Source organism: Allorhizobium sonneratiae, from assembly GCF_023700755.1.
Classification (GTDB): domain Bacteria; phylum Pseudomonadota; class Alphaproteobacteria; order Rhizobiales; family Rhizobiaceae; genus Allorhizobium; species Allorhizobium sonneratiae.
Genome location: NZ_JAMKOJ010000002.1, coordinates 489595 through 504745, shown reverse-complemented (window position 1 = coordinate 504745; position 15151 = coordinate 489595). Strand labels below are relative to the sequence as shown.

The following is a 15151-nucleotide window of genomic DNA, read 5'->3' as shown; positions in this document are numbered from 1 at the left end:
CTCCTCGTGGACATGCTCGAAAGGCCAGACAAGAGACAGGATATGAGTAAAGCTACTTCTTCAGCGCCATCGCAGCGTATGCTGCGGGTTGGCGAACAGGTCCGCGCCGCTATCACCCAGGTTTTGCAACGGGGTGACGTGCGTGACGACCTGATTGAAAAGACGGTGATTTCGATTTCGGAAGTGCGTATGTCGCCCGATCTGAAAATCGCCACGGCCTATGTGGCGCCGTTGGGCGTCAGCGATCATGCGGGCGTGATTTCCGCGCTTAATCGTAATGCGAAATTCATTCGCGGCCGTCTTGGGCCTCAGCTTCGGCAGATGAAATACATGCCGGAACTGCGCTTCCGCGACGATACCAGTTTCGACAATTACCAGAAGATCGATGCGCTGCTGCGCTCGCCGGAGGTCGCCCGCGATCTTTCCGACGATGCCGACGACGAACAAGACTGATTTTTCCGAAAGCCATACCCGAATGTCCAAACCCAGAAAACCCAAGGGCCGCCCGGTTTCCGGCTGGCTGATCCTCGACAAGCCGGTGGATTTCGGCTCAACCGAAGCCGTCGGCAAGATCAAGTGGCTGTTCAACGCCCAGAAGGCCGGTCATGCCGGAACGCTCGATCCGCTGGCCTCCGGCATGTTGCCGATTGCGCTGGGCGATGCGACCAAGACCGTTCCCTATGTGATGGACGGGCGAAAAATCTATGAATTCACCGTGAGCTGGGGCGAGGAACGCACGACGGACGATCTGGAAGGCGAGGTGACGCAAACCTCTGCCCAGCGCCCGACGGAAGAAGCAATCCGCGCCATCCTGCCGCGCTATACCGGCATGATCAGCCAGATCCCGCCGCAGTTTTCTGCCATCAAGATTGCCGGTGAGCGTGCCTATGATCTTGCCCGTGACGGCGAAACGGTCGAAATTCCCTCGCGCGAGGTGGAAATCCATCGTCTGACCCTGCTGAAAACCGAACAGGACCGGGCCTTTTTCGAGGTGGAATGCGGCAAGGGCACCTATGTGCGCTCGCTTGCCCGCGACTTTGGCCGCGACCTTGGCTGCTACGGGCATATTTCGGAACTCCGCCGCTCCTTCGTCGCACCCTTTGCCGAAGAGATGATGGTGCCGCTGGACGAATTGGTGGCGCTGGAAGAGATTGAGGATCGCGACGAAAGGCTGGCAGCACTCGATGCCTTTCTCGTCGATACCAGCGAAGCGCTCTCCACCCTGCCGCAGATCCGCATCAGCGACGATCAGGCCTATCGCCTGCGCATGGGCAATCCGATTCTGCTGCGCGGGCGGGATGCACCGGTGGCCGAACCGGAAGCTGTGGCACTGGCCGGTGGAAAGCTGGTGGCCATTGGTGAAATCGGTCAGGGCGAATTTCGCCCGAAACGGGTTTTCGCCTGAATCTCCTGCGGGAGCGCCGTGCACCAAATATGGCGCACGGTGCTGTAACACTTTTAATTTGCTGCATCATTTTCACCTTAAACCGATTCCGGTTTAAGGTGAAAATGATGCAGTAGATGGCGTCACGCCGTCCAGTCCAGCCAGTCGCTCATCAGCCGATGGGCGATTGTGCCTTTGGCCGGGGCCTTTGCTGCTTCTGACCGCAGATCGATCATCGCTTTGACCTCATCGCGGCTGAACCAGCGGCAATCGGCCAGTTCCGCCTCATCGCGCGTGATCTCGAAGCTCAGCGCTTCCGCCAGAACGCCGATCATCAGTTGATGCGGCACGGGCCAGGGCTGTGACGCATGATAGCGGACGCGGCCGATGCGGGTGCCTGATTCCTCCAGCACTTCCCGCCGCACGGCATTTTCGATGGTTTCCGCCGGTTCGATGAAGCCAGCCAGACAGGAATACATGCCTTCGGGAAAATGCACGCCGCGGCCGAGCAGAACCCGATCTTCCTTCTCATCGACACAGAGCATGATCGCCACCGGATCGGTGCGAGGAAAGCTGATCCGGCCACAGGCGGGACATTCACGTTTGTAGCCGCCTATGCGCGGCTGCATCGGTTGACCACAGGAGCCGCAGAAGCGGTTTTCACTGTTCCAGTGAAGCAGGCTGAAGCCCTGCGCCGCCTCGCCGATCAGTTCGGCCTCGAGATCGGTGTCGCGGTAGAGTTCGCGGGCGGTGATCAGCTTGTAGCCTTGAGCAAATCTCGATTCTTCGGCCAGGACTGGAAGGGCAATGCGCGGCTCGCCATTGGCCTTGTAGCCCAAAAGCACGGCATTGTCCGGGTCGGGCGCAAGATCGGCCAGTTCATAAGGCGCAAAGAGTGGATCGAGAACCTGCTCTTCATGTTTCAGCACCAGCCGGTTGCCGGAAAAGGCAAGGATGTGCAGCCCATCCCGCTTCAGCGCCTCGGCCAGGCTTTCCTCCGTGCGGGCTTCGGCCAGACGATTGAGTTCATTGCCGGCAAAGGCGGTCAACTGGCTTGCTTCGGGATGGGGTGCATCATGATCGAACAGCGAAAATCCCTTCACTGCAAAGCCTCCAGAATCTTTGCCGCCATGGTTTGAAAGTCCTCTTGCGAATAGGGTCGTGATACACCATAGCCCCAGATCGGTCCGGGCCAGTTGGCGTCGCCGGAAAACCGGGCAACGATATGAACATGGAGTTGGCGCACGATATTGCCAATGGCGGCGATATTGATTTTTTCCGCTCCCGTCGCCTGCTTCAGGGCTGCGGCAATCATCACCTGTTCGGCCAGAAGTGCGGCCTGATCTTCAGGCTCCAGCTCGAAGATTTCGCTGATACCGGCCCGGCGCGGGACGAGGATCAGCCATGGCCAGCGGCTGTCCAGCGCAAGTCTCAGATCGGAAAGCGGCAATTCGAGCAATAACTGGCTGTCACGTGCCAGCCTTTCATCCAGAACGAAGGGGTCCAAACGCAGTCTCCTCACATTTTTTCAATGGAGTAGCAGTTTTTTTGCTGCTTGGCTTGCATTTGTCGCAGCAATTGCCGATATGTCGCTCGGGAGGTTGGTGGTGGACGAGCCACTCGCCAACCGGGTCAGGTCCGGAAGGAAGCAGCCCCAACGAGCCCGGCACGGGTCGCCGTGCCAGCCTCCCACCCCGCTTTCACGATTGAGAGCCTGTTGAAGAACCCACGGGGATGCTGGCAGCCTATGTCCGATCAGGAGCCGACAGCCAAGGCCAATGCTGCACCCGGCGGTTACCGGGTTCTTGCCCGCAAATATCGCCCGAAGGACTTCACCGATCTCATGGTCGGTCAGGAGCCGATGGTGCGCACGCTCACCAACGCCTTCGAGACGGGACGCATTGCCCAAGCCTATATGCTGACCGGCGTGCGCGGCGTGGGCAAGACCACCACGGCCCGCATTCTCGCCCGCGCCCTGAACTACAAGACAGATGAGATCGACCGTCCGACCATCGACCTGAAAATTCCAGGTGAGCATTGTCAGGCCATCATGGAAGGCCGCCATGTCGATGTCATCGAGATGGATGCCGCTTCCCATACGGGCATTGACGATATCCGCGAGATTATCGAGCAGGTGCGCTATCGCCCGGTTTCGGCGCGCTACAAGGTCTATATCATCGATGAAGTGCACATGCTGTCGACCGCGGCCTTCAACGGGCTGTTGAAGACGCTGGAAGAACCGCCGGACCATGTGAAATTCATTTTCGCCACCACGGAAATCCGCAAGGTGCCGATCACGGTTTTATCCCGTTGCCAGCGTTTTGACCTGCGGCGTATCGGTGCCGGTGATCTGGTGCGGCTGTTTTCCACGCTTCTGGCGCGCGAAGGCATCGAGGCCGAGGATGATGCGCTGTCTATGATTGCGCGTGCTGCCGAAGGCTCTGCCCGTGACGGTCTTTCCCTGCTGGATCAGGCCATTGCTCATGGTGGCGGACGGGTGGAAACGGCCGCCGTGCGCGCCATGCTCGGCCTTGCCGACCGGGCGCGCGTGGTCGATCTCTTTGGCCATGTCGTGCGCGGCGATGTGGCGGCCGCCCTTGGCGAATTCGCCAGTCAGTATGAGGCAGGCGCCAACCCGAGCGTGGTGCTGACCGATCTCGCCGATTTCACCCATATCGTGACCCGGCTCAAATATGTGCCGAATGGTGCCAATGATCCCTCGCTCAGCGAAGTGGAGCGGGTGCATGGCGCGCAATTTGCCGAAACGGTTGCTGTGACGACGCTTTCGCGCATCTGGCAAATGCTGCTCAAGGGTATTCCGGAGGTGGAAAACGCCTCCCGGCCTCTGGGTGCTGCGGAAATGGTGCTCATTCGCCTCACCCATGCCGCGCATCTTCCGTCGCCGGAAGAGGCTGCCAGAAGGTTGCTGGAGATAGGGCAGGAGGGGGGCTCGTCAGCCAGTCCAGCTCCAGGAAATGGCCCGCGTGGGGGCTCCGGTGGGGCGTCAGCCAGTTATGCAACACAGGCCATGGCCCGTCCGGCCTCTTCTCAGCCGTCTCTACAGCCCGCAACGCAGCCGACGGCCCATCTTAAATCGGTGCCGCGTAGCGAGGCACAGCCTGAGATAGCGCCGCGCCGCGACAGCGAGCTGCAGCCCGAACCGAAGGTGCAGATCGCCAGCCTTTCCGACATTGCCGATCTGTGCACCGCCAATCGTGATCCGAAGCTGAAAGCGCTGTTGCGCGCCTATGTGCGGCTGGTGCGGCTGGAGCCGGGGCGGCTGGAGATCAATCTGCCGCCGGATGCGCCGAAAACGCTGGTGGGCGATCTGCAGAAGCGGCTGGAAGAGTGGAGCGGCATCCGCTGGATGGTGATCCTCAGCCGCGAGCAGGGCGGTCCGACGCTGCAGGAGCAGGAAAAAAGCGATCATGAGGCGCGCATGACCGATGCCGCCTCCGATCCGGATGTCATGGCGCTTCTCTCTCGTTTTCCCGGGGCGAAAATTATCGATGTGCGCATCCGTGCCGTCAACGCGGCGGAAGAGGATGAAGCGCTGACCCCGGCTGCCACCGCCGAATCGGCTGAAGGCGATATTCTGCCCGGCGACGATATTGAATTCTGACAGCGGCTGCGGCCTGCTGCAAGCAACAGGAGATACACGATGCGCGACATCATGGGCATGATGGGCAAGGTCAAGGAAATGCAGGCCAAGATGGAAAAGATGCAGGCCGATATCGCCGCTCTTGAAATCGAAGGCAAGTCCGGCGGCGGATTGGTCACCATCACCATGACCGGCAAGGGCGACATGAAGGGCCTGAAGATCGATCCGTCGCTGTTCAAGGAAGATGAGGTCGAGATTCTGGAAGACCTGATCGTCGCAGCCCATAAGGACGCCAAGGACAAGGTCGAGGCCGTCACCGCAGAAAAGACCAAGGAAATGACCGCCGGCCTGCCGATCCCGCCCGGTTTCAAGCTGCCGTTCTGAGCGGCTTACAGCGCCGTGCACTAAAGCACGTTGCGGCTTATCAGCCTCATGCAACGTGCTTTAAGTGCTTGTTTTTTTCGCATGTACGTTATCGTTTTATTGAGGACAATAAAACGCGACATGCTTTAAATATGGCGCACAAAACGCGCTGTCACACGTTTCATCTGCTGCATCATGTTCACCTTCAATCTCTCCCGATTTCAGGAATGATGCAGTAGGCGCTTGGCTGACATCAAAGAGGTTTACAGGCCCGGGCTTTGGATAAACGCCCGGGCCTCGCTGTATTCCGGTTATTTCTTCGCCCGAAGCACCTTGTAGCGGGCATTGCGGCAGATCTCGCTTTGCTCGCGGAAAATGTCCTTCAGCAGCGGCTCATAGGGCAGGCCGCGATTGGCGACCATCAGCAATTCGCCGCCATGGCTGAGCGCGCCGGCTGCGGTGCGGATCATGGCCTCACCGATGGATGGTTCGGCGGCATGGCCTTCGTGAAAAGGCGGGTTTATGACGATCAGATCGTATTTTTCCTTTGGCGGTTCGTTGGCCAGATCCTGCCAGAAGAAACGGGCGGTCAGTTTCGGGCAGTTGCGCGCCAGATTCTTCTTCGCCTGCTCCAGGGCCTCGTAATTGGCTTCGAACAGATCGATGCGGTTCACGCGCGGCGCTTTTTCCGCAAGCATCACCGAGAGAAAACCCCAGCCTGCGCCGAAATCGGCCGCATTGCCATCAAAGCCCTCAGGAAAACGTTCCACCAGAAGTTCGGAACCGGGATCGGCATGGGTATGGGAAAACTGTCCGGCAAAGGTCTCGAACCGGCCTTCAATGATGACAGGCTGCGAGGAAAGGGCCTCTATGGAAGGCGACGCATCGTCCGGCACGGCAAACCAGATCGCCACACCATGATATTTCGGCATGGATTGCGGATCGAGCCCCAGCCGGTCCAGACGTTTGCGCAGCGACTGCACCCCATCTTCTTTCGTCCCGGCAATGACGATCAGTCCGCCGGTCTTGACCCGCTTCAGGGCTTCGGCGATGCGGTTTTCGTTTTCGCCCTTGTGCTTGGTCAAGAGGATCAGCGCACCGTTGAAATCCTCGCCTTCCATCACGGGCTGAGGTTGGTGGCGGGCGGCCTGAAGCCTGAGAAATTCCGGGCGAAAGCCTTGAACCAGCGCAAGCTCTGCGGCAAAACCGTCCGGCGTGACGAAACCGGCTTCCGCACCGAGAAAGAGGAAGCGCTCTTCCTCACCCGGAAGGGCAAGAATTTCGGTAACGAAGGGATGAAACAGGGTTTTCAGAACGTCGCGGCTCATGGTGATGATCTTTCCGGTGAATACAAAAACGGCGCGGAATGTCTCCCGCGCCGCCTGATAAAGGTACAGGCTGCGCTTATTCAGCGGCAGCTTCACCATCCTGCTTCTTTTCGACTTCCTTGCCGGTTGCCTGATCGACAACCTTCATCGACAGGCGAACCTTGCCGCGTTCATCGAAGCCCATCAGCTTGACCCAGACCTTGTCGCCTTCCTTGACCACATCCGTGGTCTTGGCAACACGCTCGGAGGCGAGCTGAGAGATATGAACCAGACCGTCACGCGAACCGAAGAAGTTGACGAAAGCGCCGAAATCGGCGGTCTTGACGACCGTGCCTTCATAGATCGCGCCAATTTCCGGCTCGGCTACAATAGAGTGGATCCACTTGCGCGCCGCTTCGATTTCCTTGCCGGAAGACGATGCGATCTTGACGGTGCCGTCATCTTCGATGTTGATCTTGGCGCCGGTCTTTTCGACGATTTCGCGGATGACCTTGCCGCCGGAGCCGATGACTTCGCGGATCTTGTCGACCGGAATATTCATCACTTCGATGCGCGGTGCAAATTCGCCGAGCTGCGAGCGGCTTTCGGTGATGGCCTTGGCCATTTCGCCGAGAATGTGCTTGCGGCCACCCTGCGCCTGATTGAGCGCCACCTTCATGATCTCTTCGGTGATACCGGCGATCTTGATGTCCATCTGCAGCGAGGTGATACCGGCGTCCGTACCGGCCACCTTGAAGTCCATGTCGCCGAGATGGTCTTCGTCACCGAGAATATCGGAGAGAACGGCAAAACGGTCGCCTTCGAGGATCAGGCCCATGGCGATACCGGCAACTGGCTTGGCCAGTGGCACACCGGCATCCATCAGCGCCAGCGAAGTGCCGCAGACGGTGGCCATCGAGGACGAGCCGTTGGACTCAGTGATTTCGGAGACAACGCGCAGCGTGTAGGGGAACTGTTCCGCCGTCGGCAGCATCGGGTGGATGGCGCGCCATGCCAGCTTGCCATGGCCGATTTCGCGGCGGCCCGGGGAACCCATGCGGCCCGTTTCACCCACCGAATAGGGCGGGAAGTTATAGTGCAGCATGAAGTTTTCCTTGTACATGCCCGTCAAGGAATCGACATACTGCTCATCTTCGCCGGTGCCGAGCGTGGCAACGACGATGGCCTGGGTTTCACCGCGGGTGAAGAGGGCAGAACCGTGCGTACGCGGCAACAGGCCAACTTCGGCAGTGATGGGGCGAACCGTTTCCAGATCGCGGCCGTCGATACGGCTCTTGGTGTCGAGAATGTTCCAGCGAACGATCTTGGCCTGCAAGTGCTTGAACACCGCGCCAACAACTTCAGCCGTATACCTGGCTTCGCCTTCTGCCGGCAGGAAATGCGCCTTGACCTTGGCCTTGACGGCATCGACGGCAGCATAACGCTCGGCCTTCTGGGTGATCTTGTAGGCGTCGCGCAGTTCGGCCTCGGCGATCTTCAGCATTTCGGCTTCAAGCTCGGAATGATCTTCCGGCACGAAGTCACGCGGCTCCTTGGCAGCGACTTCAGCCAGCTTGATGATGGCGTCGATCACCGGCTGAAAACCCTTGTGGCCGAACATGACGGCGCCGAGCATGATGTCTTCGTTGAGTTCCTTGGCTTCGGATTCGACCATCAGAACGGCGTCGGTCGTGCCAGCAACAACCAGATCGAGAATGGATTCATCCATCTCGTCAAGATGCGGGTTCAGAACATATTCGCCGTTGATGTAGCCAACGCGCGCACCGCCAACCGGGCCCATGAAGGGAATGCCCGACAGCGTCAGCGCGGCAGAGGCAGCGACCATCGACAGGATGTCAGGGTTGTTTTCCAGATCGTGCTGAATGACGGTGACGACAACCTGGGTGTCGTTCTTGTAGCCTTCCGGGAAAAGCGGGCGGATTGGGCGGTCGATCAGTCGGGAAACGAGGGTTTCGTTTTCGCTCGGGCGGCCTTCGCGCTTGAAATAACCGCCCGGGATTTTACCGGCGGCATAGGTCTTTTCCTGATAGTTGACGGTCAGCGGGAAGAAATCCTGGCCCGGCTTCGGCTCCTTGGCGGAAACGACGGTGGCGAGAACCACGGTTTCGCCATAGGTGGCGATGACAGCGCCGTCGGCCTGACGGGCAACCTTGCCCGTTTCCAGTTTCAGCGGGCGGCCTGCCCACTCGATTTCAACGCTATGGATATCGAACATATCTTGTCCTCATATGCGCATTGGCGCCGACCCTGAGGGCGGCAGCAAATCCGCATCGATAGTGACGCATCACGGGCAAGACAGCAGGGGACTTGATTTTAAAAGGCAATATGCCCGCAAGCCACCGACAATCCTGCCCCATGACAGGTCGTGGTTTCAATCGGCAGATCCGGCCCATCCGGCCTGCCGGGAGAGGTTGCGCCAGTCGGCGAAACCCTTGGATCGGGCCGTAACGGCCCCGAAAAGCAACCGGCGGGCCTGCTTTCGCAACAAGCCCGCCGGAAAACCGTTAGCGGCGAATGCCCAGACGGCCGATCAGGCTGGTGTAGCGGGCTTCGTCCTTCTTCTTGAGATAATCAAGAAGCGAACGACGGCTGGAAACCAGCGTCAGCAGGCCACGGCGGGAATGGTTATCCTTCTTGTGGCCCTTGAAGTGTTCCGTCAGGTTGGTGATCCGCTCGGTCAGGATGGCAACCTGTACTTCGGGCGAACCGGTGTCGCCTTCCTTGGTTGCATATTCCTTGATCAGGGCAGCTTTGCGCTCTGCGGTAATCGACATCGTATGATCCTTTCTTGAAATGGAGGAATTGGGACGCCCTCAGCCGGGATGCCGTCCAGCCGGGGCCATGTGTGCAGGCAATCCATGCCATGCTGGCGCCCGCTATATATCATCCTGACCGGAAAGAAAAGACCACCATCGGTCACGACGCGATGCCGATTATTTCAGTCGTGCCTTCAGGGTCTCATCGGGAAAACAGGTGGGCGAGAACCCCGCCTTTGCCTGCCATTCTCCCAGAGACCGCCTTGTCTTGTAGCCTGCCAGCCCGTCGGCCTTGCCGACATCATAGCCCATCGCCACCAGTTTTTGCTGCATGGTCAGCACATCCGAGCGCAGCATATGGCCGACCGGACCGAAGGGGGCGGAAAAAGCCCCCGATCCCCTGGCAATCCGGTCGGCAAGATTGCCGATGAAGAGCGCGTAGAGGTCGGAATTGTTATATTCTTTCAGCACGTAGAAATTCGGCGTCACCAGAAATTCCGGTCCATGCGTGCCGGCGGGCGTCAGCATCATGGCCTCGGCCTTGCGCTCCTTTGGCGAAAAGGGCATGGGCGACACCGGTCTGATGCCCATGGCCAGCCATTGCTCAAGATTTCTGGCACGATCCGGCCCCTCATCGGCGCAGGAAACGCTGGCCGGTATCGTCACCTCGAACCCCCAGCCGCGGCCCTTCTGCCAGCCTTTGTGCTCGAGAAAATTGGCCATGGAGGCCAGCGTATCCGGCACGGAGGTCCAGATGTTGCGGTGGCCGTCGCCATCGCCATCCACGGCATATTTCAGAAAGTTTGAGGGCATGAATTGCGGCTGGCCGAGCGCACCGGCGCTGGAGCCGAGCATGGCGGCAGGGTCGATGTCGCGATCGCCGACGATCTTCATCGCATCGATCAGTTCTTTTTCAAACAGCGCCTTGCGGGTGGACATGAAGGCCCCTGTGGCCAGCACATCGATGGCGCGATAAGGCAGTTTTGCCGCGCCATAGCCGGTTTCCCGGCCCCAAAGCGCCAGCAGGATCGGCCCCGGCACGCCATATTTCGCTTCGATCCGTTTCAGCGGCACGGCATAGGTTTTGGCAAGCGCCCGGCCCTTTACTGCCAGTCCCTCAAGCCGGGCCTCATTGAAATAAGGGCCGGGGGAGGAAAACTCCGCCTGAGACTGCGGGCGCTGCTTCGGCGGTGGAAAGCCCGGCGGCTCAAGATCCGGCAGCGACCAGATCAATCGCGCCCCTGCCATGGCCTTCGAAAACTCCGCCTGCGAAATGCCAGCTTTCTGCGCCTCAGGCCACAGATCGCTGGCGATCCAGTGTTGAAACTGCTGCTCGACCTCGGCCTTTGACGGCTGAGCCAGTGCGGGAGATATCCATGCGCTCAGCGCAACAGTAAGGGCGGCAAGGCGGCGAAGAGACCGTTTCATCGCATCGGCTCCTGTTTTGTGTTTCTCAGATGGCGGTGCGGGCGCGCAGCGCGGCCGACAATGTGCCTTCATCGAGATAATCCAGCTCGCCACCCACCGGCACGCCATGGGCCAGCCGGGTGATCTTTACATCGAAACCGGAGAGATGGTCGGTGATGTAATGGGCCGTCGCCTGACCCTCTACCGTTGCATTGACGGCCAGAATGATTTCGCGGACATGGCCCTCGGCCACGCGGTCGATCAGGCCCTTGATGTTGAGATCGTCCGGGCCGACACCGTCGAGCGGCGACAGCGTGCCGCCCAGCACATGATAAAGCGCATTCATGGCGCCTGCCCGCTCCAGTGCCCAGAGGTCGGAGACATCTTCCACGACGATGATCAGGGCGCGGTCGCGCCGGTCATCGGTGCAGACGGTGCAGGGATCAATGGTATCGACATTGCCGCAGCAGGAACAGGTTTTGACCTTGGCATGGGCTTCCCCCATGGCCAGCGCCAAGGGTCCCATCAGCTGATCGCGCTTGCGGATGAGGTGCAGTGCTGCCCGGCGGGCCGAGCGCGGCCCAAGGCCCGGCACTTTCGCCAGAAGCTGGATGAGTTTTTCGATTTCGGGGCCGGTGACTCGTTTTGCCATGCGGCGTTCTTACTGCATAATTGCTGAAAACGGAATCGCTCTGTCAGCCGGATGCAGAGATTCCCGCATACACAGGAAGGACGGGCTTTATGAAACTCAGCGCCATCTGCATTGGCCAGCCGCACAGCGTCAACGGGCTGAACTACAAGACCGGCATCGACAAACATCCCGTCGCAGGTCCCGTCATGCTGGACAGGCAAGGGCTTGTCGGCGATGCGATCCTCAATCGCAAACATCATGGCGGGCCGGATCAGGCGCTTTATCTTGAAGGATCGCTGACGCTTGCCTGGTGGGAAACCGAGCTTTCCCGAGCTTTGTCGCCCGGTGCTTTCGGCGAAAATCTGGTGATCGAAGGGCTGGACAATCGGGATTTGGCGATTGGCGACCGGTTGACGATCGGCGAGACCCTCATCGAAATCACGGCAGCGCGCATTCCCTGTGCCACATTCTGCGCCCATATGCAGGACCCGACCTTCGCCAAGCGCTATACCAAGGCCGCCCGACCGGGCGCCTATGCCCGCGTGATCAGCGGAACGCTGCTGGAAGCAGGCGCCTCGGTCAGGCTGCAAGCCTATACCGGTGATCGGCTGATGGTGGCGAGCCTGATCGGACGCTCGCTCAAAACGTTGGACGACAGCGAAAAAGCCCGCTTTCTGGCGCTTCCGATTGCCGAACGGATGCGTGCGCAGATCATGAAGCAGAGGTAACGGGGACTATCATGATAAAAACAAAAAAGCCCGGAAAACCGGGCTTTTTGCAGTGTTTCATGACTGTATCAAACAGTCTGAAACTGGAATTTGGTGCCCAGAAGAGGACTCGAACCTCCACGCCTCGCGGCACAGGTACCTGAAACCTGCGCGTCTACCAATTCCGCCATCTGGGCGACGAGGAGCCGTGTAATAGGACGGGCCGCTGCTGTCAACACGGTTTTTGAAGTTTTCATGTCAGGCTTTGCGGTTTTTGCGGCGGCCTATGACCAAGATTTCCCTAAGGCGATGGTTATGAATGTTTTTCAGGTGCTTATCTTTTTTAGAGCCCCGATTTATTTTTCTGCATTCTTTTATTCCGGCTTGCGATCTGTGTGGCCGAGATCGCGCTCTGGATCGATGATGTCGCGCACGCGCTGCTTCAATTCCTTCGGACCGGGAAAGCCGCCATCGCGCTTGCGCTCCCAGATCAGCACGCCATCGAGCCGGATTTCAAACGCGCCGCCGGTGCCGGGCAGAAGGGCCACCTCGCCGAGGCTGTCGGAAAAGGTCTGCAGCAGCTCCTGCGCCATCCATCCGGCCCGCAGCAGCCAGTTGCACTGGGTGCAATAGAGAATGGTGATTTTCGGCTTGTTCATGCGCTGAGGCTTTCATGGGAGGCGTTCGCCAGTCTCTTATAAAAAATCACCGTGTCACAGAAACGCCCATCGGGAAACAGGGCATAATCCGGCACCATGCCCGCCCGGCTCCAGCCGAGCTTTTCATAAATGGTTTCGGCGATTTCGCCTCTTGCGGTATCGAGCACCAGAAGGCTTTTGTCTGCGCGTGCTGCGGCGTCTTCCGCCGCCGCCATCAGAAGACGCGAAAGCCCAAGCCCGCGCGCCTTGCGATGCACCAGCAGTTTCTTGAGATCGGCGCGGTGCGGCTGGTTGGGCGGTTGTCTGAGGCCGATCTGCACGGTGCCGACAATCTCACCGTCATGCTCTGCCGCCAAAAGCAGGATGTCGCCGCGTTCCACCGCATCGATGGTGGCGGACCAGAAGGACAGGGCCTCATCTTTGGAAAATGGCAGCATGAAGCCCACCGATGCGCCACCTTGGACACAATCGCAAAGCACGGCACAAAGCTGTGGAATGGCCCTCCTGGCCTCCAGGGCATCCAGCAGGCGGATCGTCATGGCATATCGTCCTTTCTGATGTCGATGATCACCGCATAGCGGGCGGGTTGATCGGTCTTGTTGGCAAAGGAGAGGACATCGGCCACCGGCATGAACAGGCAATCGCCGGGCTGAAGCGTCCAGACCGTGTCTCCTACGGTCAGCTCCATCTCTCCTTCCAGAAGCCAGACATGCTGCCATTGCCGTTGATTGGCAGGCTGTGCACCATAGCTGACTTTTGCCTGCGGGGGGAAGGTCACCTCCACCACATCCACCCCCAGACCGGGCGGCGAGACCGAACGGCGCAGATAACCGGTTTGCGGGTCACGCCACACCGGCTGATCGGCATGGCGCATCAGCGGCGGGCCGGCCTCTTCTGCGGCGAAAAAGACCGAGAGCGACTGGCCGAGTGCGACGCACAGGCGCGACAGAAGCACTGCCGTGGGGCTGGCCTCGCCGCGCTCGATGCGTGAAATCATCGCCCGGCTGACACCGGAGCGCTCGGCCAGCTGGTCGAGCGTTTGTCCTTTTGCCCGCCGCAGCCCTTTCAGTCTCTCGCCGATAGCAAGATTGATGTCATCCATATTTTCCATGATAAGAGATTTTCATGATCTTATAGTGGAGTCAATCGGAGATTTCTCCATTTTCGCTCAAGCAAAATCGCATTTTATCAACAGACCTCTTGCAAGCCGCCCCACTCCCGGCCTTTTTCCAATGGCAAGAGAGAGTATGATTCGCAGCGGTGAGAGCAACCGCCAGACGTCAAGGAGATGTATGTGGTCGACATCAGGAAACCGCAAATTGAGGAAATGCGGCCCAAAATTACCGTGATCGGTGTTGGCGGCGGCGGCGGCAATGCGGTCAACAACATGATTTCCGAGGGCCTGCAAGGCGTGGATTTCATCGCAGCCAACACGGATGCGCAGGCGCTGACCATGTCGAAAGCCCCGCGCCTCATTCAGCTTGGCGCGGAAATGACGCAGGGCCTCGGTGCCGGCTCCATTCCTGAAACCGGGCGCCTTGCGGCAACCGAATCGCTCGACGAGGTGATGGACCATCTCGCGGGAACCCATATGTGCTTCGTCACGGCGGGCATGGGCGGCGGCACCGGCACGGGTGCTGCACCGGTGATTGCGCGCGCGGCGCGCGAGGCAGGTATTCTGACGGTCGGCGTCGTCACCAAACCCTTCAGTTTTGAAGGCCGTCGCCGGATGTTGGCGGCCGATGAGGGCATTGAAAACCTGCGTCAGGCGGCAGACACGGTCATCGTCATCCCGAACCAGAATCTGTTCCGCATTGCCGACGCCAAGACCACCTTTGCCGATGCTTTCGTCATCGCCGACAAGGTGCTCTTCTCTGGCGTTTCCTGCATCACCGACCTGATCGTCAAGGAAGGTCTGATCAATCTCGACTTCGCCGATGTCAAATCGGTGATGAAGGGTATGGGCCGCGCCATGATGGGCACCGGCGAGGCGACCGGCGACGGCCGCGCCATGAAGGCGGCGGAAGCGGCGATTGCCAATCCGTTGCTCGACGAAGTGTCGATGCGTGGTGCACGCGGTGTGCTGATCTCGATTTCCGGCGGCATGGACATGACGCTGTTCGAGGTGGACGAAGCCGCGACCCGCATCCGCGACGAGGTCTATGATGAGGCCGATATCGTCGTCGGGGCGATCTTCGACAAGGAGCTCGATGGCACTTTCCGCGTCTCGGTCGTGGCCACGGGTCTCGGCGACGTTCCACCGAAGGCCTGATGGCCCGCAACATCCATCGAAATAGTTTTCAAAGCCCTGTATT

Annotated in this window: 16 protein-coding genes, 1 tRNA gene and 1 other RNA gene; 7 read left to right on the top strand and 11 right to left on the bottom strand. The window is 59.5% G+C overall.

The window, feature by feature from the left end; all coding sequences use genetic code 11:
• Positions 1–42 precede the first annotated feature (42 nt).
• Both rbfA and truB read left to right on the top strand, forming a co-directional pair.
• Positions 43–453, top strand: a complete 411-nt coding sequence (rbfA, locus tag NAC44_RS05365; RefSeq protein ID WP_250938606.1) for a 30S ribosome-binding factor RbfA — start codon at positions 43–45, stop codon at positions 451–453.
• A gap of 22 nt (positions 454–475) precedes the next feature.
• Positions 476–1405, top strand: a complete 930-nt coding sequence (gene truB, locus NAC44_RS05360) for a tRNA pseudouridine(55) synthase TruB (protein WP_250938604.1) — start codon at positions 476–478, stop codon at positions 1403–1405.
• Between the two features lie 122 nt (positions 1406–1527).
• Here the strand turns inward: truB and nudC are convergent, their stop codons facing one another.
• Positions 1528–2487, bottom strand: coding sequence for an NAD(+) diphosphatase (gene nudC, locus NAC44_RS05355; protein ID WP_250938602.1), 960 nt, complete (start codon positions 2485–2487; stop codon positions 1528–1530).
• Positions 2484–2891, bottom strand: coding sequence for an HIT family protein (locus NAC44_RS05350; RefSeq protein ID WP_250938600.1), 408 nt, complete (start codon positions 2889–2891; stop codon positions 2484–2486). The genes nudC and NAC44_RS05350 overlap by 4 nt, the downstream gene beginning before the upstream one ends.
• 89 nt (positions 2892–2980) lie before the next feature.
• Between NAC44_RS05350 and ffs the strand changes: the two genes are divergently transcribed.
• The 3 genes from ffs (at position 2981) to NAC44_RS05335 (ending at position 5369) form a co-directional block, all read left to right on the top strand.
• An RNA gene (gene ffs / locus NAC44_RS05345) (signal recognition particle sRNA small type) lies at positions 2981–3077 on the top strand.
• Between the two features lie 54 nt (positions 3078–3131).
• Entirely contained in the window at positions 3132–5006 is a 1875-nt protein-coding gene (locus NAC44_RS05340) for a DNA polymerase III subunit gamma/tau (RefSeq protein WP_250938598.1), read from the top strand.
• 39 nt (positions 5007–5045) lie between these two features.
• Positions 5046–5369: a YbaB/EbfC family nucleoid-associated protein gene (locus NAC44_RS05335; RefSeq protein ID WP_250938596.1), complete on the top strand. Its 324-nt coding sequence runs from the start codon at positions 5046–5048 to the stop codon at positions 5367–5369.
• A gap of 290 nt (positions 5370–5659) precedes the next feature.
• Here the strand turns inward: NAC44_RS05335 and NAC44_RS05330 are convergent, their stop codons facing one another.
• The 5 genes from NAC44_RS05330 to recR form a co-directional block, all read right to left on the bottom strand.
• A complete protein-coding gene (locus NAC44_RS05330; RefSeq protein ID WP_250938594.1) occupies positions 5660–6676 on the bottom strand; it encodes a class I SAM-dependent methyltransferase in 1017 nt (338 codons plus the stop codon).
• A gap of 76 nt (positions 6677–6752) precedes the next feature.
• Positions 6753–8891 (bottom strand): polyribonucleotide nucleotidyltransferase, encoded by a 2139-nt coding sequence (gene pnp / locus NAC44_RS05325; RefSeq protein ID WP_250938592.1) that lies wholly within the window; start codon positions 8889–8891, stop codon positions 6753–6755.
• Positions 8892–9180: 289 nt separating this feature from the next.
• Positions 9181–9450 carry a 30S ribosomal protein S15 gene (rpsO, locus tag NAC44_RS05320; RefSeq protein ID WP_250938590.1) on the bottom strand — a complete coding sequence of 90 codons (270 nt, stop codon included), beginning with the start codon at positions 9448–9450 and terminating at the stop codon, positions 9181–9183.
• Between the two features lie 159 nt (positions 9451–9609).
• Positions 9610–10860 carry a lytic murein transglycosylase gene (locus tag NAC44_RS05315; protein WP_250938587.1) on the bottom strand — a complete coding sequence of 417 codons (1251 nt, stop codon included), beginning with the start codon at positions 10858–10860 and terminating at the stop codon, positions 9610–9612.
• A gap of 25 nt (positions 10861–10885) precedes the next feature.
• Complete coding sequence (recR, locus tag NAC44_RS05310) at positions 10886–11491, bottom strand: recombination mediator RecR (RefSeq protein WP_250938585.1); 606 nt, start codon at positions 11489–11491, stop codon at positions 10886–10888.
• 89 nt (positions 11492–11580) lie between these two features.
• Here recR and NAC44_RS05305 point away from each other — a divergent pair, with 89 nt between their 5' ends.
• Positions 11581–12198: an MOSC domain-containing protein gene (locus NAC44_RS05305; RefSeq protein WP_250938583.1), complete on the top strand. Its 618-nt coding sequence runs from the start codon at positions 11581–11583 to the stop codon at positions 12196–12198.
• 91 nt (positions 12199–12289) lie between these two features.
• Here the strand turns inward: NAC44_RS05305 and NAC44_RS05300 are convergent.
• The 4 genes from NAC44_RS05300 to NAC44_RS05285 form a co-directional block, all read right to left on the bottom strand.
• A tRNA-Leu gene (locus NAC44_RS05300) sits at positions 12290–12374 on the bottom strand.
• A 177-nt stretch (positions 12375–12551) separates the two neighbouring features.
• Positions 12552–12836, bottom strand: coding sequence for an Rdx family protein (locus tag NAC44_RS05295; protein ID WP_250938581.1), 285 nt, complete (start codon positions 12834–12836; stop codon positions 12552–12554).
• Positions 12833–13375, bottom strand: coding sequence for a GNAT family N-acetyltransferase (locus NAC44_RS05290; protein ID WP_250938579.1), 543 nt, complete (start codon positions 13373–13375; stop codon positions 12833–12835). The genes NAC44_RS05295 and NAC44_RS05290 overlap by 4 nt, the downstream gene beginning before the upstream one ends.
• Positions 13372–13947 carry a helix-turn-helix domain-containing protein gene (locus NAC44_RS05285; protein WP_250938577.1) on the bottom strand — a complete coding sequence of 192 codons (576 nt, stop codon included), beginning with the start codon at positions 13945–13947 and terminating at the stop codon, positions 13372–13374. Before NAC44_RS05285 ends, NAC44_RS05290 begins: the two co-directional genes overlap by 4 nt.
• A gap of 216 nt (positions 13948–14163) precedes the next feature.
• Between NAC44_RS05285 and ftsZ the strand changes: the two genes are divergently transcribed.
• Positions 14164–15108, top strand: a complete 945-nt coding sequence (ftsZ, locus tag NAC44_RS05280) for a cell division protein FtsZ (protein WP_420839884.1) — start codon at positions 14164–14166, stop codon at positions 15106–15108.
• Positions 15109–15151 lie beyond the last annotated feature (43 nt).